The sequence below is a fragment of the Pectobacterium wasabiae CFBP 3304 genome (assembly GCF_001742185.1).
GTDB classification, from domain to species: Bacteria; Pseudomonadota; Gammaproteobacteria; order Enterobacterales; family Enterobacteriaceae; genus Pectobacterium; species Pectobacterium wasabiae.
The window spans coordinates 1,107,978-1,134,615 of record NZ_CP015750.1 but is presented as its reverse complement, the minus strand read 5'-3'; the positions used below and the strand labels follow the sequence as shown (position 1 = coordinate 1,134,615).

Below are 26,638 nucleotides of genomic sequence, written 5' to 3'. Positions count from 1 at the left end.
AGAGTCGCTGATGTTACAACCAAAGCGTACAAAATTCCGTAAGGTGCACAAGGGCCGCAACCGTGGTCTGGCGCAGGGTACGGATGTTAGCTTCGGCACTTTCGGTCTGAAAGCTGTTGGCCGCGGTCGCCTGACTGCTCGTCAAATCGAAGCTGCACGTCGTGCCATGACTCGTGCTGTTAAGCGTCAAGGTAAGATCTGGATCCGTGTATTCCCGGACAAACCGATCACCGAGAAACCGCTTGAAGTTCGTATGGGTAAAGGTAAAGGTAACGTGGAATATTGGGTTGCCTTGATTCAGCCAGGTAAAGTCCTGTACGAAATGGACGGTGTGCCGGAAGAGTTAGCCCGCGAGGCATTCCAACTGGCAGCAGCGAAACTGCCTATCAAAACCACCTTTGTAACTAAGACGGTGATGTAATGAAAGCAAATGAGCTGCGTGAAAAGAGCGTTGAAGAGCTGAACACTGAGCTGCTCGGCCTGCTGCGCGAGCAATTTAACCTGCGTATGCAGGCTGCCAGTGGTCAGTTGCAACAGACTCACCTGGTAAAACAAGTGCGTCACAATATTGCACGTGTTAAGACTTTACTGACTGAGAAGGCGGGTGCGTAATGACCGATAAAATCCGTACTTTGCAAGGTCGTGTTGTAAGCGACAAAATGGAGAAATCCATTGTTGTTGCTATCGAACGTTTCGTGAAACACCCGCTTTACGGTAAATTCATTAAACGTACGACTAAGCTGCACGTACATGACGAGAACAATGAATGTGGTATCGGTGACGTGGTTGAAATCCACGAATGCCGTCCATTGTCCAAAACTAAGTCTTGGACACTTGTTCGCGTTGTAGAGAAAGCGATTCTGTAATAAAGTAGCGCTCTTCTCTTACGATAAACGGCTCTGCAAAGGGCCGTTTATTTTTTCTACCCATACCAAGGAAGCGGTGTTATAATGCTGCGCCCTCAATTATGGGGTATTTAATGGCCCGAAAGGGTCCTAAAGTAGTAGTTGACATTAGCGGAGCACTAAAATGATCCAAGAACAGACTATGCTGAACGTGGCCGATAATTCCGGTGCACGTCGCGTAATGTGTATCAAGGTTCTAGGTGGCTCGCACCGTCGCTACGCAGGCGTCGGCGATATCATCAAAATTACCATCAAGGAAGCAATTCCTCGCGGTAAGGTGAAAAAAGGCGATGTTCTGAAGGCGGTAGTGGTGCGCACCAAGAAGGGTGTTCGTCGCCCGGACGGTTCTGTCATTCGCTTCGATGGAAATGCTTGCGTTATTTTAAACAATAACAGCGAACAGCCTATCGGTACGCGTATTTTTGGGCCGGTAACTCGTGAACTGCGTAATGAGAAGTTCATGAAAATTATCTCTCTGGCACCAGAAGTACTTTAAGGAGCGAATCATGGCAGCGAAAATCCGTCGTGATGACGAAGTTATTGTGCTAACCGGCAAAGATAAAGGTAAGCGCGGTAAAGTAAAAAATGTCCTGTCTGCTAGTAAGGTCATTGTTGAAGGTATTAACCTGGTTAAAAAACATCAGAAGCCGGTTCCGGCTCTGAACCAACCAGGTGGCATCGTTGAAAAAGAAGCTGCAATTCAAGTTTCTAACCTTGCAATCTTCAATGCGGCAACTGGTAAGGCTGACCGTGTAGGCTTTAGATTCGAAGACGGAAAAAAAGTCCGTTTCTTTAAATCTAATAGCGAAACTATCAAGTAATTTGGAGTAGTACGATGGCGAAACTGCATGATTACTACAAAGACGAAGTAGTTAAAAAACTCATGACTGAGTTTAACTACAATTCTGTCATGCAAGTCCCTCGGGTCGAGAAGATCACCCTGAATATGGGTGTTGGTGAAGCGATCGCTGACAAGAAACTGCTGGATAATGCAGCAGCTGATCTGGCAGCAATCTCCGGTCAAAAACCGTTGATCACCAAAGCACGCAAATCTGTTGCAGGCTTCAAAATCCGTCAGGGCTATCCGATCGGCTGTAAAGTAACTCTGCGTGGTGAACGCATGTGGGAGTTCCTTGAGCGACTGATTTCCATTGCTGTACCGCGTATCCGTGACTTCCGTGGCTTGTCCGCTAAGTCATTTGATGGCCGTGGTAACTACAGCATGGGTGTGCGTGAGCAGATCATCTTCCCGGAAATCGACTACGATAAAGTCGATCGCGTTCGTGGTTTGGACATTACCATTACCACTACTGCGAAATCCGATGATGAAGGTCGTGCGCTGTTGGCCGCCTTTAACTTCCCATTCCGCAAGTAAGGTAGGGTTACTAATGGCTAAGCAATCCATGAAAGCACGCGAAGTTGTTCGTGTGAAACTGGCTGAAAAATACCGCGCTAAACGCGAGGAATTGAAAGCTATCATCTCTGGTGCGAACTCATCCGACGAAGATCGTTGGGATGCTGTTCTTAAGCTGCAGACTCTGCCGCGTGATTCCAGCCCGTCTCGTCAGCGTAATCGCTGCCGCCAAACTGGTCGTCCGCACGCTTTCCTGCGGAAGTTCGGGTTGAGCCGTATCAAGGTCCGTGAAGCCGCTATGCGCGGTGAAATTCCGGGTCTGAAAAAGGCTAGCTGGTAATTGTCACCAATTGAATCACGGGAGTAAAGACAGATGAGCATGCAAGATCCGATCGCGGATATGCTGACCCGTATCCGTAACGGTCAAGCCGCGAACAAAGTTGCGGTCACCATGCCTTCCTCCAAGCTGAAAGTGGCAATTGCCAACGTGCTGAAGGAAGAAGGTTACATTGAAGATTTCAAAATCGAAGGCGACACCAAGCCAGTTCTGGAATTAGAACTTAAATATTTCCAGGGCAAGGCAGTGGTAGAAAGCATTCAGCGAGTAAGCCGTCCAGGTCTGCGCATCTATAAAAGAAAAGATGAGCTGCCAAAAGTTATGGCCGGTTTGGGTATCGCAGTTGTTTCTACCTCTAAAGGTGTTATGACTGATCGTGCAGCTCGCCAGGCTGGTCTTGGTGGCGAGATTATCTGCTACGTAGCTTAATCGGGAGGAAAAATGTCTCGTGTTGCAAAAGCACCCGTCGTCATTCCTGCCGGCGTAGAGGTAAAACTCAACGGTCAGGATGTTTCGATTAAGGGTAAAAACGGCGAGCTGAGTCGTAAGATCCATGATGCCGTTGAAGTGAAACAAGCTGACAACGCTCTGACTTTCGCCCCGCGCGAAGGTTTCGTTGACGGATGGGCCCAAGCGGGTACCACTCGCGCTCTGTTGAACGCAATGGTTATCGGTGTTACCGAAGGCTTCACTAAGAAGCTGCAACTGGTTGGTGTTGGTTACCGTGCTGCTGTTAAAGGCAATGTGGTTAACCTGTCTCTTGGGTTTTCTCACCCAGTAGAGCATGCACTGCCGGCAGGTATTACTGCAGAATGCCCAAGCCAAACTGAAATCGTACTGAAAGGTGCTGATAAGCAGGTTATTGGTCAGGTTGCTGCGGAATTACGCGCCTACCGTCGTCCTGAGCCTTATAAAGGCAAGGGTGTCCGTTACGCCGACGAAGTCGTGCGTACCAAAGAGGCTAAGAAGAAGTAAGGTAACACTATGGATAAGAAAGCAGCTCGTATCCGTCGTGCGACCCGCGCACGCCGCAAGCTCCAGGAACTGGGTGCGACGCGTCTGGTGGTACATCGTACTCCACGCCATATTTATGCGCAGGTCATTGCACCGAACGGTTCTGAAGTCCTGGTAGCCGCTTCTACTGTAGAAAAAGCTATCGCTGAACAACTGAAGTCGACTGGCAACAAAGACGCAGCAACCGCAATAGGTAAAGCTATTGCAGAACGCGCGTTAGAAAAAGGCATCAAGAATGTCTCTTTCGACCGTTCCGGTTTCCAATATCATGGTCGAGTCCAAGCACTGGCAGATGCTGCCCGTGAAGCTGGCCTTCAGTTCTAAGGTAGAGGTGTAAGATGGCTCACATCGAGAAACAAGCTGGCGAACTGCAGGAAAAGCTGATCGCGGTAAATCGCGTATCTAAAACCGTTAAAGGTGGTCGTATTTTCAGCTTCACCGCACTGACTGTAGTGGGTGATGGCAACGGCCGCGTTGGTTTTGGTTACGGTAAAGCTCGCGAAGTTCCAGCAGCGATCCAGAAAGCGATGGAAAAAGCCCGTCGCAATATGATGAATGTCGCGCTGAACAACGGCACCCTGCAGCACCCGGTTAAAGGTGCTCACACGGGGTCTCGTGTGTTCATGCAGCCAGCTTCCGAAGGTACCGGTATTATTGCCGGTGGTGCAATGCGCGCCGTTTTGGAAGTTGCAGGGGTTCACAACGTATTGGCTAAAGCCTATGGTTCCACTAACCCGATTAACGTGGTTCGTGCAACGATTGATGGCTTAGCCAACATGAAGTCCCCGGAAATGGTCGCTGCCAAGCGTGGTAAATCCGTTGAAGAAATTCTGGGGTAATTGACCGTGGCAAAGACTATTAAAATCACTCAAACCCGTAGTGCAATCGGTCGTCTGCCGAAACATAAGGCAACACTGCTTGGCCTGGGTCTGCGTCGTATTGGTCATACTGTTGAACGCGAGGATACTCCTGCGGTTCGTGGTATGGTCAACGCGGTTTCCTACATGGTTAAAGTGGAGGAGTAACAGATGCGTTTAAATACTCTGTCTCCGGCCGAAGGTGCTAAACATGCACCGAAGCGTTTAGGTCGTGGTATCGGTTCTGGCCTGGGCAAAACTAGCGGTCGTGGTCACAAAGGTCAGAACTCTCGTTCTGGTGGTGGCGTGCGCCGTGGTTTTGAAGGTGGTCAGATGCCTTTATACCGTCGTCTGCCGAAATTCGGTTTTACTTCTCGTAAAGCAATGATCACGTCAGAAGTTCGTCTGTCTGATCTTGCTAAAGTAGAAGGCGACGTAGTTGACCTGAATACGCTGAAAGCCGCTAATGTTATTGGCATTCAGATTGAATTCGCGAAAGTGATTCTGTCTGGTGAAGTTGCTCGTCCGGTAACGATTCGTGGTCTGCGTGTCACTAAAGGTGCTCGTGCTGCTATCGAAGCTGCTGGCGGTAAAATTGAGGAATAAGTAGCAGATGGCTAAGCAACCAGGATTAGATTTTCAGAGTGCTAAAGGCGGAGTTGGTGAACTGAAGCGCAGACTTTTGTTTGTTATCGGTGCGCTAATTGTTTTCCGTATTGGCTCTTTTATTCCGATTCCTGGTATTGATGCCACTGTGCTTGCCAAATTGCTTGAACAGCAGCGAGGCACCATCATTGAAATGTTTAACATGTTCTCTGGTGGTGCTCTCAGCCGTGCTTCTATCTTTGCACTGGGTATTATGCCGTACATTTCGGCATCGATTATTATCCAGTTGCTGACGGTGGTTCATCCCGCCTTGGCTGAAATAAAGAAAGAAGGGGAAGCTGGCCGTCGTAAGATTAGCCAGTATACCCGTTACGGCACCTTGGTATTGGCTATATTCCAATCTATCGGTATTGCTACCGGTTTGCCGAATATGCCTGGAATGCAAGATTTGGTCATAAACCCAGGTTTTGCTTTCTACTTTACCGCTGTTGTAAGCCTGGTTACAGGAACAATGTTCCTGATGTGGCTGGGAGAACAGATTACGGAGCGCGGTATCGGTAACGGTATCTCGATCATAATCTTTGCTGGTATTGTTGCGGGTCTCCCGCCGGCCATTGGCCATACCATCGAGCAAGCTCGGCAAGGCGACCTGCACTTCCTCCTGTTGCTGTTGGTTGCAGTTTTAGTGTTTGCAGTAACCTTCTTCGTTGTTTTCATTGAGCGTGGTCAACGTCGTATCGTCGTTAATTATGCAAAACGTCAACAAGGTCGTCGTGTTTATGCAGCACAGAGTACGCATTTACCACTGAAAGTGAATATGGCCGGTGTTATTCCAGCTATCTTCGCTTCCAGTATTATTCTGTTCCCTGCCACGATTGCATCCTGGTTTGGGGGCGGTACCGGTTGGAACTGGCTGACAACTATTTCGCTGTATTTGCAGCCCGGACAACCGCTTTATGTGTTACTCTATGCGTCTGCAATCATCTTCTTCTGTTTCTTCTACACTGCGTTGGTTTTCAACCCGCGTGAAACAGCAGATAACCTGAAGAAGTCCGGTGCATTCGTGCCAGGAATTCGTCCGGGAGAGCAAACGGCGAAATATATCGATAAAGTGATGACTCGCCTGACTCTGATTGGTGCGATGTATATTACTTTTATCTGCCTGATCCCGGAGTTTATGCGTGACGCAATGAAAGTGCCTTTCTATTTTGGGGGTACATCTTTATTGATCGTTGTTGTCGTCATCATGGACTTTATGGCTCAAGTGCAAACTCTGATGATGTCGAGTCAATACGAGTCTGCATTGAAGAAAGCAAACCTGAAAGGCTATAACCGTTAATTAGGTGAGCTTGAGAAGTTACGGAGAGTAAAAATGAAAGTTCGTGCTTCCGTCAAGAAATTATGTCGTAACTGTAAGATTGTTAAGCGTAACGGTGTCGTTCGTGTGATCTGCAGTGCCGAACCGAAGCATAAACAGCGTCAAGGCTGATTATCTCGCATATTTTTCTTGCAAAGTTGGGTTGAGCTGGCTAGATTAGCCAGCCAATCTTTTGTATGTAGCTGCAACATTATTTGAGTATCCTGAAAACGGGCTTTTCAGAATGGTGTTGCTGTATAAAATTGTAGGAGTGCATAGTGGCCCGTATAGCAGGCATTAACATTCCTGATCATAAACATACCGTTATTGCATTAACATCAATTTTCGGTATCGGTAAAACTCGGTCGCAGGCTATTTGTGCTGCAACAGGGATTGCCGAGAATGTTAAGATCAGTGAGCTGTCTGAAGAGCAAATCGATAAGCTGCGTGACGAAGTTGCCAAGTTTGTTGTAGAAGGTGATCTGCGTCGTGAAGTTACCCTGAGCATCAAGCGTCTTATGGACCTTGGTACTTATCGTGGTTTGCGTCATCGTCGTGGTCTGCCGGTTCGCGGTCAGCGTACCAAGACTAACGCCCGTACCCGTAAGGGTCCGCGCAAACCGATCAAGAAATAATCGGGGTGATTGAATAATGGCAAAGGCACCTATTCGTGCACGTAAGCGTGTAAGAAAGCAAGTCTCTGACGGTGTGGCTCATATCCATGCTTCTTTCAACAACACCATCGTAACCATTACTGATCGTCAGGGTAATGCGCTGGGTTGGGCAACTGCCGGTGGTTCCGGCTTCCGTGGTTCTCGTAAATCTACGCCGTTCGCTGCTCAAGTAGCTGCAGAACGTTGCGCAGAGGCCGTGAAAGAATACGGTATTAAGAACCTGGAAGTTATGGTTAAAGGACCTGGTCCGGGCCGTGAGTCTACTATCCGCGCATTGAACGCGGCTGGTTTCCGCATCACTAATATTACTGATGTGACTCCGATCCCTCATAACGGTTGTCGTCCGCCGAAAAAGCGCCGCGTATAACGCCGCTTTTAGGATTGTTGGAGAAAGAAAATGGCAAGATATTTGGGTCCTAAGCTCAAGCTGAGCCGTCGTGAAGGCACCGACCTGTTCCTGAAGTCTGGTGTTCGTGCGATCGATTCCAAGTGTAAAATTGAACAAGCTCCTGGCCAGCACGGTGCGCGTAAACCGCGTCTGTCTGACTATGGTGTACAGTTGCGTGAAAAGCAAAAAGTTCGCCGTATCTACGGTGTTCTGGAGCGCCAGTTCCGTAACTATTATAAAGAAGCTGCACGTCTGAAAGGCAACACAGGTGCAAACCTGCTGCAACTGCTGGAAGGTCGTCTGGATAACGTTGTTTATCGTATGGGTTTTGGTGCTACTCGCGCTGAATCACGTCAGATGGTAAGCCATAAAGCTATCATGGTAAACGGTCGCGTTGTTAGCATCGCTTCTTATCAGGTATCCCCGAATGACGTAGTCAGCATCCGTGAGAAAGCGAAAAAGCAATCTCGCGTGAAAGCCGCTCTGGAGCTGGCTGAACAGCGTGAAAAGCCAACTTGGCTGGAAGTTGATGCTGCCAAGATGGAAGGTGTGTTCAAACGTATTCCTGAACGTACCGATCTGTCTGCGGACATTAATGAACACCTGATCGTCGAGCTTTACTCCAAGTAAAGCTTAGTACCAAAGAGAGGACACAATGCAGGGTTCTGTGACAGAGTTTCTAAAACCGCGCCTGGTTGATATCGAGCAAGTGAGTTCGACGCACGCCAAGGTGACCCTTGAGCCATTAGAGCGAGGCTTCGGCCATACTCTTGGCAACGCACTGCGCCGTATTCTGCTTTCATCCATGCCAGGTTGCGCGGTGACCGAGGTTGAGATTGATGGTGTACTGCATGAGTACAGCACCAAAGAAGGCGTACAGGAAGATATCCTGGAAATCCTGCTCAACCTGAAAGGGCTGGCGGTGAGAGTTCAAGGTAAAGATGAAGTTATTCTTACCCTGAATAAATCTGGCATTGGCCCTGTGACTGCAGCCGACATCATCCATGATGGTGATGTCGAAATCGTCAAGCCGCAGCACTTAATTTGCCATCTGACCGATGAGAACGCATCTATTAGCATGCGCATCAAAGTTCAACGTGGTCGTGGTTATGTGCCGGCATCTGCCCGTATTCATACGGAAGAAGATGAGCGCCCGATTGGTCGTCTGTTAGTTGATGCTTGCTACAGCCCTGTAGAGCGTATTGCCTACAATGTTGAAGCAGCTCGCGTAGAACAGCGTACTGACTTGGACAAGCTAGTCATCGAAATGGAAACCAATGGTACGATCGATCCTGAAGAGGCGATCCGCCGTGCGGCCACCATTCTGGCTGAACAACTTGAAGCTTTTGTTGACTTACGTGATGTTCGTCAACCAGAAGTTAAAGAAGAGAAACCAGAGTTCGATCCGATCCTGCTGCGCCCTGTTGACGATCTGGAATTGACTGTCCGCTCTGCTAACTGCCTTAAGGCAGAAGCTATCCACTACATCGGTGATCTGGTACAGCGTACCGAGGTTGAGCTGCTTAAAACGCCTAACCTGGGTAAAAAATCTCTTACTGAGATTAAAGACGTACTGGCTTCCCGTGGTCTGTCTCTGGGCATGCGCCTAGAAAACTGGCCACCTGCAAGCATTGCTGATGAGTAACCAGATCACAGGTTAAGGTTTTACTGAGAAGGATAAGGTCATGCGCCATCGTAAGAGTGGTCGTCAACTGAACCGTAACAGCAGCCATCGTCAGGCTATGTTCCGTAACATGGCTAGTTCTTTGGTTCGTCATGAAATCATCAAGACGACCCTGCCGAAAGCGAAAGAGCTGCGTCGCGTTGTTGAACCGCTGATTACTCTTGCCAAGACCGACAGCGTTGCTAATCGTCGTCTGGCATTCGCCCGTACTCGTGATAACGAGATCGTGGCAAAACTGTTTAATGAACTGGGCCCGCGTTTCGCGAGCCGTGCCGGTGGTTACACTCGTATTCTGAAGTGTGGCTTCCGTGCTGGTGACAATGCGCCGATGGCATACATCGAGCTCGTTGATCGCTCAGTCTCTCAGACAGAAGAAGTGGCTACTGCAGAGTAATCTGTAAGAGCGTAAAAAAACCGGGGAAACCCGGTTTTTTTATATCTAAAGTAAACATTTCGACTATATACTCTGCATGTTTTCTTTATGTACATACCAACGTGACTTTCTTAGGAGTGATGATGACCACATACCGTCATAAGCGTGGGGAAATTAAGGATAATGCTATTGAGGCATTGCTGCATGACCCGCTGTTTCGCCAACGAATTGAAGTGAATGAAAAAGGGAAAGGGAGCTATCGTAGAAAAGGTAAGCATGTGAAAAAAGGTAGTTGGGAGGCCAGTGGTAAGCAATCAAATGATTCTTTACCACTGGCCTTTCTACTTTCTGCGTAATAATGAAGTAGAGGTCGAACAAAAACTCAATTTTTACTGTTTGGGCTGCTGTTCTTTAAGCAAGTCGCGGATTTCAGCTAATAGCTTCTCTTCTGCACTCGGTTTCGGTGGTGCTGCGGGCGTATCTTCCTGTGTACGGCGCATTTTATTCATAAGCTTAATCGCTATAAAAATAGCGAAAGCGACGATGACAAAGTCGAAAATATTCTGGATGAAAGCGCCGTAGTTCATGACCACGGCAGGAATCTCGCCTTGGGCGTCACGAAGAATAAGGCTGAATTGTTTAAAATCCACACCACCAATCAAAAGCCCCAGCGGCGGCATAATAATATCTGATACCAAAGAGGAAACAATTTTGCCGAAAGCGGCACCAATAATGACACCTACCGCCAAATCGACAACATTGCCACGCATGGCAAACTCTCTGAATTCTTTGATGATGCTCATATCCGTTCTCCTTGCCAAAAATATAAATTAATTCTAACCAATAGCCGCATCTTTGCCAGATTATCGGTTAGTAATAAATTTGCTCCCGAATTACAAAAAGAAAGGGCTTGGTTGAAATAGGCGTTCAACATCAGGCACAAATTTCTTGTCAGCCAGGAACATGATGACATGATCACCTTGCTCAATTTTGCTATTTGCATTGGCAATAATGACGTGATCACCGCGAACAATTGCTCCGATAGTGGTACCCGGTGGGAGCTTAATATCTTCGATCATTCTGCCGACAACTTTCGATGTACCTTCGTCACCATGTGCGATGGCTTCGATCGCTTCGGCAACCCCTCGGCGCAGAGAGGATACGCTAACAATATCAGCCTTACGGACATGGCTGAGTAGTGCAGAAATTGTCGCCTGCTGTGGGGAAATAGCGACATCAATGACGCTGCCCTGAACCAGATCGACATAAGCCCGACGCTGGATGAGCACCATCACTTTTTTCGCGCCCATACGCTTAGCCAGCATAGCTGACATAATATTTGCTTCATCATCATTGGTAATGGCGATGAATACGTCTATCTGCTCAATGTGTTCTTCGGCGAGTAACTCTTGATCTGAGGCGTCGCCATGAAACACAACTGTATTTTGCAGAAGTTCTGCCAACTCCGTCGCACGTTCTGCATTTCGTTCTATCAACTTGATGCTGTAGTCTTTTTCTAATCGCTGCGCTAATCCTGCGCCAACGTTACCCCCGCCAACGATCATGATCCTTTTATACGGTTTTTCAAGGCGTTGCAACTCACTCATCACCGCGCGAATGTGCTGGGAAGCCGCGACAAAAAAGACTTCATCTCCGGCTTCGATGATGGTGGAACCCTGAGGGCGAATAGGACGATCGTGGCGGAAAATCGCCGCAACGCGGGTCTCTACATGAGGAATATGCTCGCGGAGAGAAGTAAGGGCATTGCCGACTAGCGGGCCGCCATAGTAGGCATTGACAGCGGCAAGACTCACTTTACCTTCAGCGAAGTTGACGACCTGAAGTGCCCCAGGGTATTCGATCAACTTGTAAATGTTATCGATCACCAACTGCTCTGGGGAGATCAGATGATCAATAGGGACGGCTTCTGGTAAAAACAGATGCTCAGATTCACGAATGTACTCAGCGGCCCGTATGCGAGCAATACGGTTTGGTGTTTTGAAAAGAGAATAAGCGATCTGGCATGCGACCATATTCGTTTCATCTGAATTGGTAACGGCGACCAACATATCAGCATCTTCCGCTCCCGCTTCACGCAGAACACGCGGATGAGAGGCATAGCCTGTAACGACGCGAAGATCAAATTTATCCTGAAGCTGGCGCAACCGATTTGCATCAGTATCAACGACAGTGATGTCATTGTTTTCACCCGCTAGATTTTCTGCTAGTGTTCCGCCGACCTGACCCGCGCCAAGAATGATAATTTTCATAATAAGCCATGCCGTTTATTGATTGCCGCCTGTTGCAGACAATACTGGGTTCAATATCAGTTTTTTACCAGCTTCGCATAAAAGAAACCATCACCACCATCAGCATGGGGGAGCATCTGTATACCCGGTATTTCACTTGTACCCGTATCAACAAGCGTTGCATCGGCATGGCGAGACAAGAAATCTGTAACTTGCTGGGCATTCTCTTGCGGCAAAATGGAGCAGGTCGCGTAGACCATGGTGCCGCCTGGTTTTAGATGTGGCCAGATGGCATCAATAATCTCTTTTTGCAGTGCAACCAATTCCTCGATATCTCTGTCACGGCGTAACCATTTTATATCAGGGTGACGACGAATCACGCCAGTAGCGGAACAAGGGGCATCCAACAGAATACGATCAAACATACGTCCCTCACACCATGAGTTGGGGTAACGTCCATCGCCTTGTTTCACTTCTGCATTCATTTGTAATCGCAGTAAATTTTCTTTTACTCGGCCTAAACGCGTTTCATCAATATCGACAGCGAGCACGTGAGATTTTGGCGCAGCTTCTAGAATGTGCGTCGTTTTTCCACCGGGTGCGGCACAGAGATCGAGGATTTGCTCGCCATCTTGTGGATCAAGCCAGTAGACGCAGCCTTGAGCTGAAGCATCCTGTATTGTTGCCCACCCTTGTGAAAAACCCGGCAAGAGATCGACGGCACAGGGAGAAGCAAGTCGTATCGCATCGGCGTAGTCGGGATGAGCAAACGCTTCGATTCCCTCTTGCGCCAGCAAGTCTAAATAGGCTTCTCGTGTATGGTGTAACCGATTCACGCGCAGCCACATTGGAGGGCGTTGATTATTTGCATCAACAACGCTTTGCCAGTGATTTGGATAAGCATGCTCAATACGCGCTAGCAGCCAGCTTGGATGCAGGTAGTGAGACGCGTTTGTTGCCTCACGCTGTATGAGTTCTTCCTGCTGACGTTGAAATTGGCGTAATACGCCATTAATCAGTCCCTTGAGCTGTGGTCGCTTTAATGCGACGGCACCTTCTACCGTTTCTGCTAAGGCTGCATGGGGTGGGATACGAGTGTAGTGTAATTGGTAGATACCAACCATGATGAGGTAATGTAGTGTGCGTTGTTTGCCTGTCAGAGGCTTAGCCATCAGTTGTTGAATACACCATTCCAACTGCGGTAAAACGCGTAATACGCCGAAGCAAAGCTCTTGTAAAAGCGCACGATCTTTATCGGAAACTTCACGTTGATGAACAGGTAATAAGGCGCTGAGTGATTGCCCCTGATCCAGAACTTGTCCCACCACTTTTGCGGCAATACTGCGTAGATTGTATGAGCTTTTCATGTGTTAGCGATGATGTATACGTAAAAGAGAGAGGATATACCGGCATGGCGCCGGTATGAAAAATAGATCAGTTCAGTGTATTACCGGGAACGAACCACTCACGACGTGAGTTCAGCAGATCCTGCGCACTCATCACTTTTTTGCCTGCGGGTTGCAACTCCTGAATATTCAAGACGCCATTGGCTGTTGCTACCTGAATGCCTTGTTTCTCTGCCTGTATGATTGTGCCAGGCTGTAAGCCATGTGATTTGGTGATGACCTCAGCTTTCCAGACTTTTACTGGTTGTTCATCTACGATGAAATAGCTGACTGGCCAAGGATTAAAAGCGCGAATACAGCGTTCGAGCTGCTCGGCGGATAGCTGCCAGTCTAAGCGAGCTTCTTCTTTGCTAAGTTTTTCTGCATAGGTGGCAAGAGCGTCATTTTGTGCCTCAGCGACAGCGCTGCCAGTTGCAAGCTGTTCCAACGTTTCCAATAAGCCACGCGGCCCCAACTCGGCAAGTTTATCGTACAACGTTGCGCTGGTATCCTGTGACAGGATGGGGCATGAAATTTTGTGTAACATTGCGCCAGTATCGAGCCCTACGTCCATTTGCATGATCGTCACGCCGGTTTCACTATCCCCAGCCCATAATGCGCGTTGGATAGGCGCAGCTCCACGCCAGAGAGGCAACAGAGAACCATGTACATTAATGCAACCGAGGCGAGGCATAGATAACACCGGCTGTGGCAGAATTAACCCGTAGGCGACAACGACCATAACATCGGCACTTAACGCCTCAACCATCGCCTGATTTTCTGCCGGTCGCAGAGATTTAGGCTGGAAAACAGGGATGTTATGTTGTTCTGCCAGTACTTTTACTGGGCTTGGCGTGAGCTTGTTGCCTCTACCCGATGGGCGGTCAGGCTGTGTGAAAACGCCTACAACCTCGTGCCCTGATGATAAAAGCGCGTCAAGATGACGCGCTGCAAAGTCAGGGGTTCCGGCAAAGATGATGCGTAAAGAATCAGACACGGTGCTTCCTGTCAGGATGAAAATTATTGAGCTCGGCTATTCTGCTTAGCCAGCTTTTCCAGTTTTTGACGAATGCGCTGGCGTTTAAGCGGGGAAAGGTAATCGATAAACAATTTCCCAACCAGATGGTCCATTTCATGCTGAATACAAATGGCAAGTAGCTCGCTTGCTTCAAGTTCGAACACTTTACCTTCACGATCCAATGCTCGCACTTTTACATGCTCTGCTCGAGGAACCAGTGCGCGTGTTTCGGGGATCGACAAACAACCCTCTTCAATACCCGTCTCACCGCTCTTTTCAATCAGCTCTGGATTGATCAGCACCAGCCGTTGGTCTCGTTCTTCGGAGACGTCAATCACAATAATACGCTGATGAATATCCACTTGCGTTGCGGCCAGCCCAATACCTTCTTCTTCGTACATGGTATCGAACATATCATCCACGATACGTTGAATATCTGCATTGACTTCTTTTACGGGTTGCGCAGTGATGCGGAGCCGCTCATCTGGGAAATGTAATACCTGCAAAACTGACATATATGTTTAGATCTGTATCTGAATAGTGAAAGAGTCTTAGCGTACATTCTAGACATTTCCTGCCTCGATTGACAGCATCAGCACCGAATTGCACCACTTATCTGAACATAGCGGAATAAGGGACGCTGATGCTATCAACAGAAATTTGGCTACGTATGACAGGTGTACGGCATCTGGGAATCAGGTGTGGTCGAGCGATTGCCAGAAAGCTTATTGATCTAAATGAGTTAGATAACAATGTGTTGAGCGTATTAGGCCTGTCTCAGGCTCAAATATCCCAGTTCTGGGCCTATGATCCCAAGATCCTGGAGGAGACTCTCAACTGGTTGTCTTATCCCAATCACCATATCGTGACGTGCGAAGATGCTCTGTATCCCTTTCTGTTGAGCAATATTCGTGATTTTCCTCTGTTGCTTTTTGTCTCTGGTTCTCGTGAATTATTGGCATCGCCACAAATATCGATCGTTGGTAGCCGAGGCAATAGCGCTTATGGTGAACGCTGGGGATGTTTTTTCGCACAGGAATTTGCCGCGAATGAACTCACTGTGACCAGTGGGCTAGCGATTGGTATTGACGGTATTGCTCATCGGGCTGCCTTGGATGCTGGAGGGAAAACGATAGCAGTGCTGGGGAGCGGGCTGGAGAATATTTATCCCAAGCGGCACGCTAAGCTTGCTGAGCGTATTTGTGGCGATGGTGGCGCACTGGTCTCGGAATTTCCCCTTGCTATGCCGCCTTTTCCCACCAACTTCCCTAGAAGAAATCGCATCATCAGCGGATTAGGGCTGGGCGTTCTGGTTATCGAAGCGTCTATCCGTAGTGGGTCACTGGTCACCGCCCGTTATGCTTTGGAGCAAGGGCGGGACATTTTTGCCTTGCCGGGGGCTATCGGTAATCCTATGGCTGAGGGTACACATTGGTTGATCCAGCAAGGAGCAAGCCTGGTTACACACCCGAAGGATATTCTTGAACAGTTGGTGAGTGAACTACAGTGGCTGCCGATGGAAAGCGGGCAAACTATTTCTAACGAAGAAGAGAATGGCGAATTGCCATTTGCCGATGTGTTGGCTAACGTAGGAGATGAGGTTACACCTGTTGACGTTGTCGCTGAACGTGCCGGCCAACCTGTGCCAGAGGTAGTTACTAAGCTATTAGAACTGGAGTTAGCAGGATGGATCGCAGCAGTACCCGGCGGCTATGTCCGATTAAGGAGGGCAAGCCATGTTCGACGTACTCATGTACTTGTTTGAGAGCTACATCCACAATGAAACTGAAATGCGTGTCGATCAGGATACGTTAACTGATGACCTCACTCGCGCTGGATTCCATCGTAACGATATTTATAGCGCGTTGAGTTGGTTGGAAAAATTGGCCGATATTCAGGAAGGACAAGCTGCGCCGCTTTATTTGGCGAGTGATGCTCTGGCTATGCGGATCTATACGCAAGATGAGGAGCTACGTCTGGATGCAGACTGTCGTGGCTTTTTATTATTCCTTGAGCAAATTCAGGTTCTGAATCTTGAAACGCGCGAGATGATCATCGAACGCGTCATGGCGCTGGAAACACAGGAGTTTGATCTGGAAGATCTGAAGTGGGTCATTCTTATGGTGCTTTTCAATGTGCCCGGTTGCGAGAATGCCTATCAGCAAATGGAAGAATTACTTTTTGAGGTCAATGACGGTTATGTGCAATAGGCAGAGGAATAACAGTTCGAATGGCTAAACCTGCCTTGTTTGCTGAAAAAAAACAGGAAATATGTCCAGACTGTGGGTCAGTGCTGGTCATCCGCTCTGGTCGGCATGGTCCATTTCTTGGCTGTTCTACGTATCCGGAATGTGAGTTCATTCGCCCGCTTAAAGCGCAAACGGATGGACATGTCGTCAAAGTGTTGGATGGGCAGCAATGTCCGCTTTGTCAGTCGACATTGGTACTACGGCAAGGCCGTTATGGGATGTTCATCGGCTGTGGCAATTACCCTGAATGTCACCATACCGAGACTATCGATCGCCCTGATGAAACGGCGATTCGATGTCCACAGTGTAATGAAGGTACGCTGCTACAGCGCAAGTCTCGCTACGGCAAGGTGTTTCATTCTTGCGATCGCTATCCCGATTGCCAGTTTGTATTAAACCATAAACCAATAGCGGGTAAATGTCCTTCTTGCCATTACGCTTTATTGTTTGAGAAAAAGACGGCACAAGGCACCAAGCTATTTTGTGCCAGTAAATTATGCGGAAAACCGATAGCGGCAGAAGTTGATAAGAATGAGTGATGTGTCTGATGAATTAATGATTCCCGTCTTACGGGAATTACATAACGAACAGGTTATTGCGTACCCGACGGAAGCGGTATTTGGGCTGGGGTGCGATCCTGATAGTGAAGTGGCGGTTAATCGTCTGCTAGCGCTGAAACAACGCCCCTGGCAAAAAGGGTTGATCCTGATTGCGGCAGGTTTTAGCCAACTAGCACCTTATATTGATGATAGTGCGTTATCCGATGAGCAGAAGGCTGCGATGTTTTCTACATGGCCGGGTCCAGTTACTTGGGTATTGCCGGCAAAGCGCACGACGCCGCAATGGTTAACGGGGCAGTTTTCTTCGCTTGCGGTGCGCGTTAGTGGGCATCCATTAGTCAAGGAACTGTGCCAGCGCTACGGTAAACCGTTGGTGTCGACCAGTGCCAATTTAAGCGGTCAACCTCCTTGCCGTACTGCTCAGGAAGTCTCTCAGCAATTTGGTGATGACTTTCCCGTGCTGGTTGGGGATGTCGGTGGAAGAATGAACCCATCGGAAATCAGGGATGTATTAACAGGCGAGCTTATTCGTCAGGGGTAACGGTAAGTTGGAGGGGAACGTGTCTGAAGTAATGTCTTTTGCAGTTTTTGGTAATCCGATTGCGCATAGTAAATCACCTCGCATACATGAGCTATTTGCTGCACAGACGGGGATAACGCTGACGTATCAACGTGTGTTAGCACCTCTGGATAATTTTGAGCTGCTGCTGCGTCAGTATTTTCGCGATGGCGCTGGTGGTGCAAATGTAACTGCGCCCTTTAAAGAAAGGGCCTTTGCCGAAGCCGATGAGCGTAGCGAATGTGCGGCGCGTGCTGGTGCGGTGAATACATTGAAGAGGCTGGGTGACGGTCGTCTATTTGGTGATAATACTGATGGCATCGGTTTGCTCAGCGATCTGCAACGACTGGCGCTGGTGAAACCGTCGGATCGTGTTTTACTGGTTGGTGCGGGCGGCGCGGCGCGGGGGGTTATCCAACCCTTATTGGCTTATGGCTGTATAGTTGTGCTGACGAATAGGACATTTTCCAAAGCTGATGCCTTGGCTAAGGCCTTCTGTGATATCGGCGATATTCAAGCGGTTGCGCTCGACGATTTACATGGCCAGTCTTTCGATCTGGTCATTAACGCCACCTCTTCTGGCATGTACAACAGTATTCCTAACTTACCGCCAGAACTCATTTCGCCGGAAACGAGCTGTTATGACATGTTTTATTTACCGCAACTCACTCCCTTTTTGTCGTGGTGCGTACAGCAGGGGGCTATTCATTATGCAGATGGCTTGGGAATGCTGGTGGGGCAGGCAGCACATGCGTTTAAACTTTGGCATGGTGTGATGCCAGACGTAGAGCCAGTTATTAGTTTACTAAAACAGGAACTCGCTAAATGAATCAAGCGATCCAGTTCCCAGATCGTGAAAGTTGGGATGATAAGATAATGGCGATCCGTTTTCCTGTTTTGGTGAATGGCTTTCAGCAGGAATGCCTGATAAGTGGGGAACGTCTTCAGCGCCGTTACGGCGGTGATAACCCTGAACAGTGGTTGGCGTTGTTCAGGGAATATCGATGGGATCTTGAAGATGAATTGGAAAAAATGATCGTTGCTGAAGAATGGGACGATGAAGGCTGTTACTCATTATCCTGAGCAAGATATTCATCTTTCCAACGAACATAGTTATTTGCCGAGTAAATCAGTCCCTCTATTTCTTCTGGTGTCAGTGACCGAATTTTCTTAACTGGGCTGCCAAGGTATAGATGTCCCTTCTCTAGCCGTTTTCCTGGAGGGACCAAGCTACCAGCACCGATCATGACATCATCCTCAACAATGGCACCATCCAGAAGTATTGACCCCATTCCTACCAGTACTCTATTTCCTATTTGGCAACCGTGCAGCATCGCTTTATGGCCTACCGTGACGTCTTCACCAATAATAAGTGGGTTACCTTCTGGTTTTTTCTCTGAGCAGTGGGTGATATGAAGTACCGCTCCGTCCTGAATATTACTCCTTGCACCAATCGTGATGTAGTTAACGTCGCCGCGTATGGCGACAAGCGGCCAGATACTGACGTCATCGCCTAGTGTTACCTTGCCAATCACCACGCTGGAATGATCGACCATGACTCTTTTGCCTAAAACGGGAGAAATCCCCTTATAACGACGGAATGTTTTTGCACTCATCGGTAACCTCGTAGTTATTTAGCATATGTAGTTATTTACCATATGCTGATTATTCGCATTAACAGACAAAAATATCGACAGATATGCAGCGGCATCAACTGAAAAATGACGTAGATCGAGTAAGATCTCATCGAAAGGGTCGAAAAACGCGCGAACAGAAAAAAAGATCAAGAAAGTTGTTGTGCAACGAAAACAGATCCCTATAATGCGCCTCCATCGACACGGCGCTGTGACTCACAACCGGGTCGATAAAGAAAGAGAAAACACTTTAAAATAAACGTTGACTCTGAAGGTGATAAGCGTAACATACGCCACCTCGCGAAGCGGATAACACCGCAACGCACTGCTCTTTAACAATATAATCAGACAATCTGTGTGGGCACTCACAAGACCGTATCTTAACGATATAAAAAGTCTTGAAGAGTGAACAACAGTAAATTCATTACGAATGAACAGTAACTAATTCTTTGAGCATCGCTGACGAGTTCAGCAAATCAAACAAATCTTAAATTGAAGAGTTTGATCATGGCTCAGATTGAACGCTGGCGGCAGGCCTAACACATGCAAGTCGAGCGGTAGCACAGGAGAGCTTGCTCTCTGGGTGACGAGCGGCGGACGGGTGAGTAATGTCTGGGAAACTGCCTGATGGAGGGGGATAACTACTGGAAACGGTAGCTAATACCGCATAACGTCTTCGGACCAAAGAGGGGGACCTTCGGGCCTCTTGCCATCGGATGTGCCCAGATGGGATTAGCTAGTAGGTGAGGTAATGGCTCACCTAGGCGACGATCCCTAGCTGGTCTGAGAGGATGACCAGCCACACTGGAACTGAGACACGGTCCAGACTCCTACGGGAGGCAGCAGTGGGGAATATTGCACAATGGGCGCAAGCCTGATGCAGCCATGCCGCGTGTGTGAAGAAGGCCTTCGGGTTGTAAAGCACTTTCAGCGGGGAGGAAGGCAGTAAGGTTAATAACCTTGCTGATTGACGTTACCCGCAGAAGAAGCACCGGCTAACTCCGTGCCAGCAGCCGCGGTAATACGGAGGGTGCAAGCGTTAATCGGAATGACTGGGCGTAAAGCGCACGCAGGCGGTCTGTTAAGTTGGATGTGAAATCCCCGGGCTTAACCTGGGAACTGCATTCAAAACTGACAGGCTAGAGTCTTGTAGAGGGGGGTAGAATTCCAGGTGTAGCGGTGAAATGCGTAGAGATCTGGAGGAATACCGGTGGCGAAGGCGGCCCCCTGGACAAAGACTGACGCTCAGGTGCGAAAGCGTGGGGAGCAAACAGGATTAGATACCCTGGTAGTCCACGCTGTAAACGATGTCGACTTGGAGGTTGTGCCCTTGAGGCGTGGCTTCCGGAGCTAACGCGTTAAGTCGACCGCCTGGGGAGTACGGCCGCAAGGTTAAAACTCAAATGAATTGACGGGGGCCCGCACAAGCGGTGGAGCATGTGGTTTAATTCGATGCAACGCGAAGAACCTTACCTACTCTTGACATCCACAGAATTCGGTAGAGATACCTTAGTGCCTTCGGGAACTGTGAGACAGGTGCTGCATGGCTGTCGTCAGCTCGTGTTGTGAAATGTTGGGTTAAGTCCCGCAACGAGCGCAACCCTTATCCTTTGTTGCCAGCACGTAATGGTGGGAACTCAAAGGAGACTGCCGGTGATAAACCGGAGGAAGGTGGGGATGACGTCAAGTCATCATGGCCCTTACGAGTAGGGCTACACACGTGCTACAATGGCGTATACAAAGAGAAGCGACCTCGCGAGAGCAAGCGGACCTCATAAAGTACGTCGTAGTCCGGATTGGAGTCTGCAACTCGACTCCATGAAGTCGGAATCGCTAGTAATCGTAGATCAGAATGCTACGGTGAATACGTTCCCGGGCCTTGTACACACCGCCCGTCACACCATGGGAGTGGGTTGCAAAAGAAGTAGGTAGCTTAACCTTCGGGAGGGCGCTTACCACTTTGTGATTCATGACTGGGGTGAAGTCGTAACAAGGTAACCGTAGGGGAACCTGCGGTTGGATCACCTCCTTACCAAAAAGATGTGTGTTGAGTGAAGTGCTCACACAGATTGTCTGATGAAAATAACGAGCAGAAATACCTTAATAGGCTTGTAGCTCAGGTGGTTAGAGCGCACCCCTGATAAGGGTGAGGTCGGTGGTTCAAGTCCACTCAGGCCTACCAACTCTTCCATGAGTGGTATCTAAGGTAACTGTAAGTAGAGACGGGGTTATAGCTCAGCTGGGAGAGCGCCTGCCTTGCACGCAGGAGGTCTGCGGTTCGATCCCGCATAGCTCCACCATCACTACTCGTTATGATAAAAAAACATCAGCGTGTACCTGTTTGGGTGCACTGCGATGTTTTGCTCTTTAACAATCTGGAACAAGCTGAAAATTGAAACATGACAGCTGAACATACATGACTGCCTTCGGGTAGGTCGTGATGCGTCAGTCTGTCAATGAGTCTCTCAAATAATCGCAGCGCGATGGTGAATCGAAAGAAACATCTTCGGGTTGTGAGGTTAAGCGACTAAGCGTACACGGTGGATGCCTAGGCAGTCAGAGGCGATGAAGGGCGTGCTAATCTGCGATAAGCGTCGGTAAGCTGATATGAAGCGTTATACCCGACGATACCCGAATGGGGAAACCCAATGTGTTTCGACACATTATCATGACATGAATACATAGTGTCATGAGGCGAACCGGGGGAACTGAAACATCTCAGTACCCCGAGGAAAAGAAATCAACCGAGATTTCCCTAGTAGCGGCGAGCGAACGGGGAGGAGCCCAGAACCTGAATCAGTTTGTGTGTTAGTGGAAGCGTCTGGAAAGTCGCACAGTAAAGGGTGATAGTCCCGTACACAAAAATGCACAGATTGTGAGTTCGATGAGTAGGGCGGGACACGTGACATCCTGTCTGAATATGGGGGGACCATCCTCCAAGGCTAAATACTCCTGACTGACCGATAGTGAACCAGTACCGTGAGGGAAAGGCGAAAAGAACCCCGGCGAGGGGAGTGAAATAGAACCTGAAACCGTGTACGTACAAGCAGTGGGAGCCTACTTGTTAGGTGACTGCGTACCTTTTGTATAATGGGTCAGCGACTTATATTCTGTAGCAAGGTTAACCGTATAGGGGAGCCGCAGGGAAACCGAGTCTTAACTGGGCGTTAAGTTGCAGGGTATAGACCCGAAACCCGGTGATCTAGCCATGGGCAGGTTGAAGGTTGGGTAACACTAACTGGAGGACCGAACCGACTAATGTTGAAAAATTAGCGGATGACTTGTGGCTGGGGGTGAAAGGCCAATCAAACCGGGAGATAGCTGGTTCTCCCCGAAAGCTATTTAGGTAGCGCCTCGTGAACTCATCTTCGGGGGTAGAGCACTGTTTCGGCTAGGGGGTCATCCCGACTTACCAACCCGATGCAAACTACGAATACCGAAGAATGTTATCACGGGAGACACACGGCGGGTGCTAACGTTCGTCGTGAAGAGGGAAACAACCCAGACCGCCAGCTAAGGTCCCAAAGTCATGGTTAAGTGGGAAACGATGTGGGAAGGCATAGACAGCCAGGATGTTGGCTTAGAAGCAGCCATCATTTAAAGAAAGCGTAATAGCTCACTGGTCGAGTCGGCCTGCGCGGAAGATGTAACGGGGCTAAACCATGCACCGAAGCTGCGGCAGCGACACTTAGGTGTTGTTGGGTAGGGGAGCGTTCTGTAAGCCGTTGAAGGTGGCCTGTGAGGGTTGCTGGAGGTATCAGAAGTGCGAATGCTGACATAAGTAACGATAATGCGGGTGAAAAACCCGCACGCCGGAAGACCAAGGGTTCCTGTCCAACGTTAATCGGGGCAGGGTGAGTCGACCCCTAAGGCGAGGCTGAAAAGCGTAGTCGATGGGAAACAGGTTAATATTCCTGTACTCGGTGTTACTGCGAAGGGGGACGGAGAAAGCTAGGTTATCCGGGCGACGGTTGTCCCGGTTTAAGCGTGAAGGTGGGTGACTTAGGTAAATCCGGGTCATCGTTAACACTGAGGCGTGATGACGAGTCACTACGGTGATGAAGTAACCAATGCTACGCTTCCAGGAAAAGCCTCTAAGCTCCAGGTAACATCAAATCGTACCCCAAACCGACACAGGTGGTCAGGTAGAGAATACTCAGGCGCTTGAGAGAACTCGGGTGAAGGAACTAGGCAAAATGGTGCCGTAACTTCGGGAGAAGGCACGCTGGCGCGTAGGTGAAGTCCCTTGCGGATGGAGCTGAAGCCAGTCGCAGATACCAGCTGGCTGCAACTGTTTAATAAAAACACAGCACTGTGCAAACACGAAAGTGGACGTATACGGTGTGACGCCTGCCCGGTGCCGGAAGGTTAATTGATGGGGTCAGCCGCAAGGCGAAGCTCTTGATCGAAGCCCCGGTAAACGGCGGCCGTAACTATAACGGTCCTAAGGTAGCGAAATTCCTTGTCGGGTAAGTTCCGACCTGCACGAATGGCGTAATGATGGCCAGGCTGTCTCCACCCGAGACTCAGTGAAATTGAACTCGCTGTGAAGATGCAGTGTACCCGCGGCAAGACGGAAAGACCCCGTGAACCTTTACTATAGCTTGACACTGAACCTTGAGCCTTGATGTGTAGGATAGGTGGGAGGCTTTGAAGTGTGGACGCCAGTCTGCATGGAGCCAACCTTGAAATACCACCCTTTAATGTTTGATGTTCTAACGTAGGCCCGTAATCCGGGTTGCGGACAGTGTCTGGTGGGTAGTTTGACTGGGGCGGTCTCCTCCCAAAGCGTAACGGAGGAGCACGAAGGTTAGCTAATCCTGGTCGGACATCAGGAGGTTAGTGCAAAGGCATAAGCTAGCTTGACTGCGAGAGTGACAGCTCGAGCAGGTGCGAAAGCAGGTCTTAGTGATCCGGTGGTTCTGAATGGAAGGGCCATCGCTCAACGGATAAAAGGTACTCCGGGGATAACAGGCTGATACCGCCCAAGAGTTCATATCGACGGCGGTGTTTGGCACCTCGATGTCGGCTCATCACATCCTGGGGCTGAAGTAGGTCCCAAGGGTATGGCTGTTCGCCATTTAAAGTGGTACGCGAGCTGGGTTTAGAACGTCGTGAGACAGTTCGGTCCCTATCTGCCGTGGGCGTTGGAAGATTGAGAGGGGTTGCTCCTAGTACGAGAGGACCGGAGTGAACGCACCACTGGTGTACGGGTTGTGATGCCAATTGCATTGCCCGGTAGCTAAGTGCGGAAGAGATAACCGCTGAAAGCATCTAAGCGGGAAACTTGCCTCGAGATGAGTCTTCCCTGGGCACTAGATGCCCCTGAAGGGCCGTTGAAGACGACGACGTAGATAGGCTGGGTGTGTAAGCGTAGCGATACGTTGAGCTAACCAGTACTAATGACCCGAGAGGCTTAACCTTACAACACCGAAGGTGTTTTGGTGTGATGAAAGACTCATATAAAACGATATTCAGCTTGTTCAAAGATTGGTTCTGATGGTTGTGCGATACAAAGAAAGTAGAGCATAACGGTTAGGATGAAACAGAATTTGCCTGGCGGCGATAGCGCGGTGGTCCCACCTGACCCCATGCCGAACTCAGAAGTGAAACGCCGTAGCGCCGATGGTAGTGTGGGGCTTCCCCATGTGAGAGTAGGGAACTGCCAGGCATCAACTACGTGGAAAGCCCCTGTCGAAAGACAGGGGCTTTTTGCTATATATTATTTTTGACCTTATCTGTAATAGATTTGTTCACCGTTTGCACATAGAGATCTACTAGGAATAAGAAATATAGGGAAATAAATGACGATCTTATATATCCAGATCCGTAAGAACAAAATGGTTGTGCGTAATCCTGAAACACACCAAGAGCTAGGTGATTCCAGTCAGGTTTTCAGTAATGCACGTCTACTGGTTGCTGATTTTTTTCGTGCAGAGAAGGTGCTTAAAGGTTTAGCCCGAAAATTAATAAAACGTAGTTGGTTTAAATTTGGGCAAGATGTACTTGTCATTCATGCTCTTGAAATGAATGAAGGTGGGTTGTCTCAGGTTGAGCTACGCATTCTTCAGGAAATAACCGTTTCCACTTCACCAAGAGCTAGACTAGTTGTGATCGAAAATGCTCGCGTATTAGCCGATGCGGAAGTTATTGAACAAGCAAAGAAAAATGGATAAAGCGCATCACGTTTTTTTAGGCACAGTGAAACATTTTCACCTTATGCGCTGAGTACTCGACATTAGTCTGAAAACTCGCTATCTTCGGGCATCTGGATGTCTAAACGTTTAAACGTATGCTTTGAGGATATAAGGTTATGCCAATTCGGGTTCCTGATGAGTTACCAGCCGTTAATTTTCTGCGCAATGAGAACGTATTTGTAATGACGTCCTCGCGGGCTAAAACGCAGGAAATCCGTCCACTTAAAGTGCTGGTTCTGAACCTGATGCCTAAAAAAATCGAGACTGAAAATCAGTTTCTACGCCTGTTATCCAATTCTCCCCTACAGATCGATATCCAACTGCTGCGTATCGATAGCCGAGAATCAAAGAATACGCCAACTGAGCATTTGAATAATTTTTACTGCAACTTTGACGATATTCAGGACGAAAATTTTGATGGTTTGATTGTTACTGGTGCCCCGCTGGGACTCGTCGATTTCTGCGATGTTGTGTATTGGCCGCAGATCGCTCGTGTCATCGAGTGGGCAAAAGAGCATGTCACATCCACATTATTCGTGTGCTGGGCTGTACAGGCTGCTCTCAATATCCTCTATGGCATTCCCAAGATGACCCGGAAGGAAAAGTTATCTGGCGTTTACTTGCATCAAACACTACAACCCCACGCTTTGCTGACCCGCGGTTTTGATGAAACGTTTCTGGCCCCACATTCGCGCTACGCAGATTTCCCATCTGATGTGATTCGACAGCATACGGATTTAGATATTCTGGTTGAGTCGGAGCAGGCCGGTGCTTACCTGTTTGCCAGTAAAGATAAACGTCTGGCGTTCGTTACTGGGCACCCAGAGTATGACGTTCTGACGCTAGCAGGAGAGTTTTTCCGTGATAGCGATGCTGGATTAGATCCGGCGGTTCCGGTTAACTACTTCCCGAATGACAATCCTGAGCTGGCACCGAGAGCGAGCTGGCGTAGTCACGGTCATCTGCTTTTTGTTAACTGGCTGAATTACTACGTTTACCAGATTACGCCTTACGATTTACGTCGAATGAACCCTACGCTGGACTAATCCATCCTCGTTCTTTCTCTAAGGCACCTTTCGAGGTGCCTTTCTTTTTGTGCTGAATCATTTCATTTCTGTTAATTGGTGAAAGCCATTTCTTTTTCTATTTTAATTTTCATTTTTATTAATGAGTTAGTGTGAAATTTACGTAAAAATGGAAATTGTTTTTGATTTTGATTTTGATTGTATTACGCTTAA

General features: G+C 48.6%; 35 protein-coding genes, 2 tRNA genes and 3 rRNA genes. 34 read left to right on the top strand and 6 right to left on the bottom strand.

Annotated features, from left to right (window positions below):
- Positions 1-10: 10 nt before the first annotated feature.
- From rplP to A7983_RS04995, 21 genes are all read left to right on the top strand, one after another.
- Positions 11-421 carry a 50S ribosomal protein L16 gene (rplP, locus tag A7983_RS05095; protein WP_005970273.1) on the top strand — a complete coding sequence of 137 codons (411 nt, stop codon included), beginning with the start codon at positions 11-13 and terminating at the stop codon, positions 419-421.
- A complete protein-coding gene (rpmC, locus tag A7983_RS05090) occupies positions 421-612 on the top strand; it encodes a 50S ribosomal protein L29 (RefSeq protein ID WP_005970272.1) in 192 nt (63 codons plus the stop codon). Before rplP ends, rpmC begins: the two co-directional genes overlap by 1 nt.
- Positions 612-866 (top strand): 30S ribosomal protein S17, encoded by a 255-nt coding sequence (gene rpsQ / locus A7983_RS05085; protein WP_005970270.1) that lies wholly within the window; start codon positions 612-614, stop codon positions 864-866. Before rpmC ends, rpsQ begins: the two co-directional genes overlap by 1 nt.
- Positions 867-1,029: 163 nt before the next feature.
- A complete protein-coding gene (rplN, locus tag A7983_RS05080) occupies positions 1,030-1,401 on the top strand; it encodes a 50S ribosomal protein L14 (RefSeq protein ID WP_000613954.1) in 372 nt (123 codons plus the stop codon).
- Between the two features lie 10 nt (positions 1,402-1,411).
- Complete coding sequence (gene rplX / locus A7983_RS05075; protein ID WP_005970267.1) at positions 1,412-1,726, top strand: 50S ribosomal protein L24; 315 nt, start codon at positions 1,412-1,414, stop codon at positions 1,724-1,726.
- A 14-nt stretch (positions 1,727-1,740) separates the two neighbouring features.
- On the top strand, positions 1,741-2,280 hold the full coding sequence (rplE, locus tag A7983_RS05070) for a 50S ribosomal protein L5 (protein ID WP_005970265.1): 540 nt from the start codon (positions 1,741-1,743) through the stop codon (positions 2,278-2,280).
- Between the two features lie 13 nt (positions 2,281-2,293).
- Entirely contained in the window at positions 2,294-2,599 is a 306-nt protein-coding gene (rpsN, locus tag A7983_RS05065; protein WP_005970263.1) for a 30S ribosomal protein S14, read from the top strand.
- Between the two features lie 33 nt (positions 2,600-2,632).
- Positions 2,633-3,025, top strand: a complete 393-nt coding sequence (rpsH, locus tag A7983_RS05060; protein ID WP_005970261.1) for a 30S ribosomal protein S8 — start codon at positions 2,633-2,635, stop codon at positions 3,023-3,025.
- A gap of 12 nt (positions 3,026-3,037) precedes the next feature.
- On the top strand, positions 3,038-3,571 hold the full coding sequence (rplF, locus tag A7983_RS05055; RefSeq protein WP_005970259.1) for a 50S ribosomal protein L6: 534 nt from the start codon (positions 3,038-3,040) through the stop codon (positions 3,569-3,571).
- 9 nt (positions 3,572-3,580) lie between these two features.
- Entirely contained in the window at positions 3,581-3,934 is a 354-nt protein-coding gene (gene rplR, locus A7983_RS05050; protein WP_005970258.1) for a 50S ribosomal protein L18, read from the top strand.
- A gap of 14 nt (positions 3,935-3,948) precedes the next feature.
- The gene (gene rpsE, locus A7983_RS05045) at positions 3,949-4,449 is read left to right on the top strand and encodes a 30S ribosomal protein S5 (RefSeq protein WP_005970257.1); all 501 of its coding nucleotides are present in this window, start codon (positions 3,949-3,951) and stop codon (positions 4,447-4,449) included.
- Positions 4,450-4,455: 6 nt separating this feature from the next.
- Positions 4,456-4,635, top strand: a complete 180-nt coding sequence (gene rpmD / locus A7983_RS05040; protein ID WP_004846568.1) for a 50S ribosomal protein L30 — start codon at positions 4,456-4,458, stop codon at positions 4,633-4,635.
- Between the two features lie 3 nt (positions 4,636-4,638).
- On the top strand, positions 4,639-5,073 hold the full coding sequence (gene rplO / locus A7983_RS05035; protein ID WP_005970256.1) for a 50S ribosomal protein L15: 435 nt from the start codon (positions 4,639-4,641) through the stop codon (positions 5,071-5,073).
- Positions 5,074-5,080: 7 nt separating this feature from the next.
- Positions 5,081-6,412: a preprotein translocase subunit SecY gene (secY, locus tag A7983_RS05030; RefSeq protein ID WP_005970255.1), complete on the top strand. Its 1,332-nt coding sequence runs from the start codon at positions 5,081-5,083 to the stop codon at positions 6,410-6,412.
- A gap of 33 nt (positions 6,413-6,445) precedes the next feature.
- Positions 6,446-6,562 carry a 50S ribosomal protein L36 gene (gene rpmJ / locus A7983_RS05025; RefSeq protein ID WP_002227352.1) on the top strand — a complete coding sequence of 39 codons (117 nt, stop codon included), beginning with the start codon at positions 6,446-6,448 and terminating at the stop codon, positions 6,560-6,562.
- 146 nt (positions 6,563-6,708) lie between these two features.
- Entirely contained in the window at positions 6,709-7,065 is a 357-nt protein-coding gene (gene rpsM / locus A7983_RS05020; RefSeq protein WP_005970252.1) for a 30S ribosomal protein S13, read from the top strand.
- 16 nt (positions 7,066-7,081) lie between these two features.
- Positions 7,082-7,471, top strand: a complete 390-nt coding sequence (gene rpsK / locus A7983_RS05015; protein WP_002919257.1) for a 30S ribosomal protein S11 — start codon at positions 7,082-7,084, stop codon at positions 7,469-7,471.
- Between the two features lie 30 nt (positions 7,472-7,501).
- Positions 7,502-8,122, top strand: a complete 621-nt coding sequence (gene rpsD / locus A7983_RS05010; RefSeq protein ID WP_005970249.1) for a 30S ribosomal protein S4 — start codon at positions 7,502-7,504, stop codon at positions 8,120-8,122.
- Between the two features lie 25 nt (positions 8,123-8,147).
- Entirely contained in the window at positions 8,148-9,137 is a 990-nt protein-coding gene (locus A7983_RS05005) for a DNA-directed RNA polymerase subunit alpha (protein ID WP_005970247.1), read from the top strand.
- Positions 9,138-9,177: 40 nt separating this feature from the next.
- Positions 9,178-9,570, top strand: coding sequence for a 50S ribosomal protein L17 (rplQ, locus tag A7983_RS05000; RefSeq protein ID WP_005970246.1), 393 nt, complete (start codon positions 9,178-9,180; stop codon positions 9,568-9,570).
- Between the two features lie 122 nt (positions 9,571-9,692).
- Positions 9,693-9,905, top strand: a complete 213-nt coding sequence (locus tag A7983_RS04995) for an alternative ribosome-rescue factor A (RefSeq protein WP_005970245.1) — start codon at positions 9,693-9,695, stop codon at positions 9,903-9,905.
- 33 nt (positions 9,906-9,938) lie between these two features.
- On the opposite strand, the gene mscL is transcribed toward A7983_RS04995, so the two are convergent.
- The 5 genes from mscL to def all read right to left on the bottom strand — a co-directional run bounded on the left by mscL (position 9,939) and on the right by def (position 14,716).
- Entirely contained in the window at positions 9,939-10,352 is a 414-nt protein-coding gene (gene mscL / locus A7983_RS04990; protein ID WP_005970242.1) for a large-conductance mechanosensitive channel protein MscL, read from the bottom strand.
- Between the two features lie 90 nt (positions 10,353-10,442).
- Entirely contained in the window at positions 10,443-11,819 is a 1,377-nt protein-coding gene (gene trkA / locus A7983_RS04985) for a Trk system potassium transporter TrkA (RefSeq protein WP_005970240.1), read from the bottom strand.
- A 56-nt stretch (positions 11,820-11,875) separates the two neighbouring features.
- Positions 11,876-13,165, bottom strand: a complete 1,290-nt coding sequence (gene rsmB, locus A7983_RS04980; protein WP_005970238.1) for a 16S rRNA (cytosine(967)-C(5))-methyltransferase RsmB — start codon at positions 13,163-13,165, stop codon at positions 11,876-11,878.
- 67 nt (positions 13,166-13,232) lie between these two features.
- Entirely contained in the window at positions 13,233-14,180 is a 948-nt protein-coding gene (gene fmt / locus A7983_RS04975; RefSeq protein WP_005970237.1) for a methionyl-tRNA formyltransferase, read from the bottom strand.
- Between the two features lie 23 nt (positions 14,181-14,203).
- Positions 14,204-14,716, bottom strand: a complete 513-nt coding sequence (gene def / locus A7983_RS04970) for a peptide deformylase (protein WP_005970236.1) — start codon at positions 14,714-14,716, stop codon at positions 14,204-14,206.
- A 128-nt stretch (positions 14,717-14,844) separates the two neighbouring features.
- On the opposite strand from def, the gene dprA reads away from it, so the two are divergent.
- Genes dprA through A7983_RS04940 form a run of 6 tightly spaced genes read left to right on the top strand, consistent with a single transcriptional unit; the run spans position 14,845 to position 18,652 of the window.
- Positions 14,845-15,966 (top strand): DNA-protecting protein DprA, encoded by a 1,122-nt coding sequence (gene dprA, locus A7983_RS04965; RefSeq protein ID WP_005970235.1) that lies wholly within the window; start codon positions 14,845-14,847, stop codon positions 15,964-15,966.
- The gene (gene smg / locus A7983_RS04960; RefSeq protein WP_005970234.1) at positions 15,938-16,411 is read left to right on the top strand and encodes a DUF494 family protein Smg; all 474 of its coding nucleotides are present in this window, start codon (positions 15,938-15,940) and stop codon (positions 16,409-16,411) included. The genes dprA and smg overlap by 29 nt, the downstream gene beginning before the upstream one ends.
- Before the next feature lie 20 nt (positions 16,412-16,431).
- Positions 16,432-16,989, top strand: a complete 558-nt coding sequence (locus A7983_RS04955; protein WP_005970232.1) for a DNA topoisomerase family protein — start codon at positions 16,432-16,434, stop codon at positions 16,987-16,989.
- Positions 16,982-17,551, top strand: coding sequence for an L-threonylcarbamoyladenylate synthase type 1 TsaC (gene tsaC / locus A7983_RS04950; RefSeq protein ID WP_005970231.1), 570 nt, complete (start codon positions 16,982-16,984; stop codon positions 17,549-17,551). The genes A7983_RS04955 and tsaC overlap by 8 nt, the downstream gene beginning before the upstream one ends.
- A gap of 19 nt (positions 17,552-17,570) precedes the next feature.
- A complete protein-coding gene (aroE, locus tag A7983_RS04945) occupies positions 17,571-18,398 on the top strand; it encodes a shikimate dehydrogenase (RefSeq protein WP_005970230.1) in 828 nt (275 codons plus the stop codon).
- The gene (locus A7983_RS04940) at positions 18,395-18,652 is read left to right on the top strand and encodes a DUF1488 family protein (protein WP_005970229.1); all 258 of its coding nucleotides are present in this window, start codon (positions 18,395-18,397) and stop codon (positions 18,650-18,652) included. Before aroE ends, A7983_RS04940 begins: the two co-directional genes overlap by 4 nt.
- Here A7983_RS04940 and A7983_RS04935 read toward each other — a convergent pair.
- Entirely contained in the window at positions 18,637-19,185 is a 549-nt protein-coding gene (locus tag A7983_RS04935) for a gamma carbonic anhydrase family protein (RefSeq protein WP_005970227.1), read from the bottom strand. The genes A7983_RS04940 and A7983_RS04935 overlap by 16 nt on opposite strands.
- A 507-nt stretch (positions 19,186-19,692) precedes the next feature.
- Here A7983_RS04935 and A7983_RS04930 point away from each other — a divergent pair.
- The 7 genes from A7983_RS04930 to metA all read left to right on the top strand — a co-directional run bounded on the left by A7983_RS04930 (position 19,693) and on the right by metA (position 26,446).
- A 16S ribosomal RNA gene (locus A7983_RS04930) occupies positions 19,693-21,235 on the top strand.
- Positions 21,236-21,308: 73 nt separating this feature from the next.
- Positions 21,309-21,385 (top strand) — tRNA-Ile (locus A7983_RS04925).
- A gap of 42 nt (positions 21,386-21,427) precedes the next feature.
- A tRNA-Ala gene (locus tag A7983_RS04920) sits at positions 21,428-21,503 on the top strand.
- A 217-nt stretch (positions 21,504-21,720) separates the two neighbouring features.
- Positions 21,721-24,627: ribosomal RNA gene (locus A7983_RS04915) — 23S ribosomal RNA — on the top strand.
- Positions 24,628-24,758: 131 nt separating this feature from the next.
- Positions 24,759-24,874: ribosomal RNA gene (gene rrf, locus A7983_RS04910) — 5S ribosomal RNA — on the top strand.
- Together the 16S, 23S and 5S rRNA genes with 2 tRNA genes alongside form the textbook arrangement of a ribosomal RNA operon.
- A 133-nt stretch (positions 24,875-25,007) precedes the next feature.
- On the top strand, positions 25,008-25,379 hold the full coding sequence (locus A7983_RS04905) for a YjaA family stress response protein (protein ID WP_005972932.1): 372 nt from the start codon (positions 25,008-25,010) through the stop codon (positions 25,377-25,379).
- 137 nt (positions 25,380-25,516) lie between these two features.
- The gene (gene metA / locus A7983_RS04900; RefSeq protein ID WP_005972935.1) at positions 25,517-26,446 is read left to right on the top strand and encodes a homoserine O-acetyltransferase MetA; all 930 of its coding nucleotides are present in this window, start codon (positions 25,517-25,519) and stop codon (positions 26,444-26,446) included.
- The last annotated feature ends 192 nt before the right edge of the window (positions 26,447-26,638 follow it).

Excerpts from the sequence above, each read along its gene's own strand:
- rsmB (WP_005970238.1), bottom strand. The coding sequence starts at position 13,165 with ATGAAAAGCTCATACAATCTACGCAGTATTGCCGCAAAAGTGGTGGGA.
- rpmJ (WP_002227352.1), top strand. The coding sequence starts at position 6,446 with ATGAAAGTTCGTGCTTCCGTCAAGAAATTATGTCGTAACTGTAAGATT.
- tsaC (WP_005970231.1), top strand. The coding sequence starts at position 16,982 with ATGAGTGATGTGTCTGATGAATTAATGATTCCCGTCTTACGGGAATTA.
- A7983_RS04940 (WP_005970229.1), top strand. The coding sequence starts at position 18,395 with ATGAATCAAGCGATCCAGTTCCCAGATCGTGAAAGTTGGGATGATAAG.
- A7983_RS04935 (WP_005970227.1), bottom strand. The coding sequence starts at position 19,185 with ATGAGTGCAAAAACATTCCGTCGTTATAAGGGGATTTCTCCCGTTTTA.
- A7983_RS04905 (WP_005972932.1), top strand. The coding sequence starts at position 25,008 with ATGACGATCTTATATATCCAGATCCGTAAGAACAAAATGGTTGTGCGT.
- rplQ (WP_005970246.1), top strand. The coding sequence starts at position 9,178 with ATGCGCCATCGTAAGAGTGGTCGTCAACTGAACCGTAACAGCAGCCAT.
- rplE (WP_005970265.1), top strand. The coding sequence starts at position 1,741 with ATGGCGAAACTGCATGATTACTACAAAGACGAAGTAGTTAAAAAACTC.
- rpsE (WP_005970257.1), top strand. The coding sequence starts at position 3,949 with ATGGCTCACATCGAGAAACAAGCTGGCGAACTGCAGGAAAAGCTGATC.
- rplX (WP_005970267.1), top strand. The coding sequence starts at position 1,412 with ATGGCAGCGAAAATCCGTCGTGATGACGAAGTTATTGTGCTAACCGGC.
- secY (WP_005970255.1), top strand. The coding sequence starts at position 5,081 with ATGGCTAAGCAACCAGGATTAGATTTTCAGAGTGCTAAAGGCGGAGTT.
- rpsN (WP_005970263.1), top strand. The coding sequence starts at position 2,294 with ATGGCTAAGCAATCCATGAAAGCACGCGAAGTTGTTCGTGTGAAACTG.
- rplF (WP_005970259.1), top strand. The coding sequence starts at position 3,038 with ATGTCTCGTGTTGCAAAAGCACCCGTCGTCATTCCTGCCGGCGTAGAG.
- rpsD (WP_005970249.1), top strand. The coding sequence starts at position 7,502 with ATGGCAAGATATTTGGGTCCTAAGCTCAAGCTGAGCCGTCGTGAAGGC.
- rpsQ (WP_005970270.1), top strand. The coding sequence starts at position 612 with ATGACCGATAAAATCCGTACTTTGCAAGGTCGTGTTGTAAGCGACAAA.
- rpsK (WP_002919257.1), top strand. The coding sequence starts at position 7,082 with ATGGCAAAGGCACCTATTCGTGCACGTAAGCGTGTAAGAAAGCAAGTC.
- metA (WP_005972935.1), top strand. The coding sequence starts at position 25,517 with ATGCCAATTCGGGTTCCTGATGAGTTACCAGCCGTTAATTTTCTGCGC.
- dprA (WP_005970235.1), top strand. The coding sequence starts at position 14,845 with ATGCTATCAACAGAAATTTGGCTACGTATGACAGGTGTACGGCATCTG.
- rplR (WP_005970258.1), top strand. The coding sequence starts at position 3,581 with ATGGATAAGAAAGCAGCTCGTATCCGTCGTGCGACCCGCGCACGCCGC.
- rplO (WP_005970256.1), top strand. The coding sequence starts at position 4,639 with ATGCGTTTAAATACTCTGTCTCCGGCCGAAGGTGCTAAACATGCACCG.
- rpmC (WP_005970272.1), top strand. The coding sequence starts at position 421 with ATGAAAGCAAATGAGCTGCGTGAAAAGAGCGTTGAAGAGCTGAACACT.
- rplP (WP_005970273.1), top strand. The coding sequence starts at position 11 with ATGTTACAACCAAAGCGTACAAAATTCCGTAAGGTGCACAAGGGCCGC.
- trkA (WP_005970240.1), bottom strand. The coding sequence starts at position 11,819 with ATGAAAATTATCATTCTTGGCGCGGGTCAGGTCGGCGGAACACTAGCA.
- rpsH (WP_005970261.1), top strand. The coding sequence starts at position 2,633 with ATGAGCATGCAAGATCCGATCGCGGATATGCTGACCCGTATCCGTAAC.
- rplN (WP_000613954.1), top strand. The coding sequence starts at position 1,030 with ATGATCCAAGAACAGACTATGCTGAACGTGGCCGATAATTCCGGTGCA.
- def (WP_005970236.1), bottom strand. The coding sequence starts at position 14,716 with ATGTCAGTTTTGCAGGTATTACATTTCCCAGATGAGCGGCTCCGCATC.
- mscL (WP_005970242.1), bottom strand. The coding sequence starts at position 10,352 with ATGAGCATCATCAAAGAATTCAGAGAGTTTGCCATGCGTGGCAATGTT.
- A7983_RS04955 (WP_005970232.1), top strand. The coding sequence starts at position 16,432 with ATGGCTAAACCTGCCTTGTTTGCTGAAAAAAAACAGGAAATATGTCCA.
- A7983_RS04995 (WP_005970245.1), top strand. The coding sequence starts at position 9,693 with ATGACCACATACCGTCATAAGCGTGGGGAAATTAAGGATAATGCTATT.
- A7983_RS05005 (WP_005970247.1), top strand. The coding sequence starts at position 8,148 with ATGCAGGGTTCTGTGACAGAGTTTCTAAAACCGCGCCTGGTTGATATC.
- smg (WP_005970234.1), top strand. The coding sequence starts at position 15,938 with ATGTTCGACGTACTCATGTACTTGTTTGAGAGCTACATCCACAATGAA.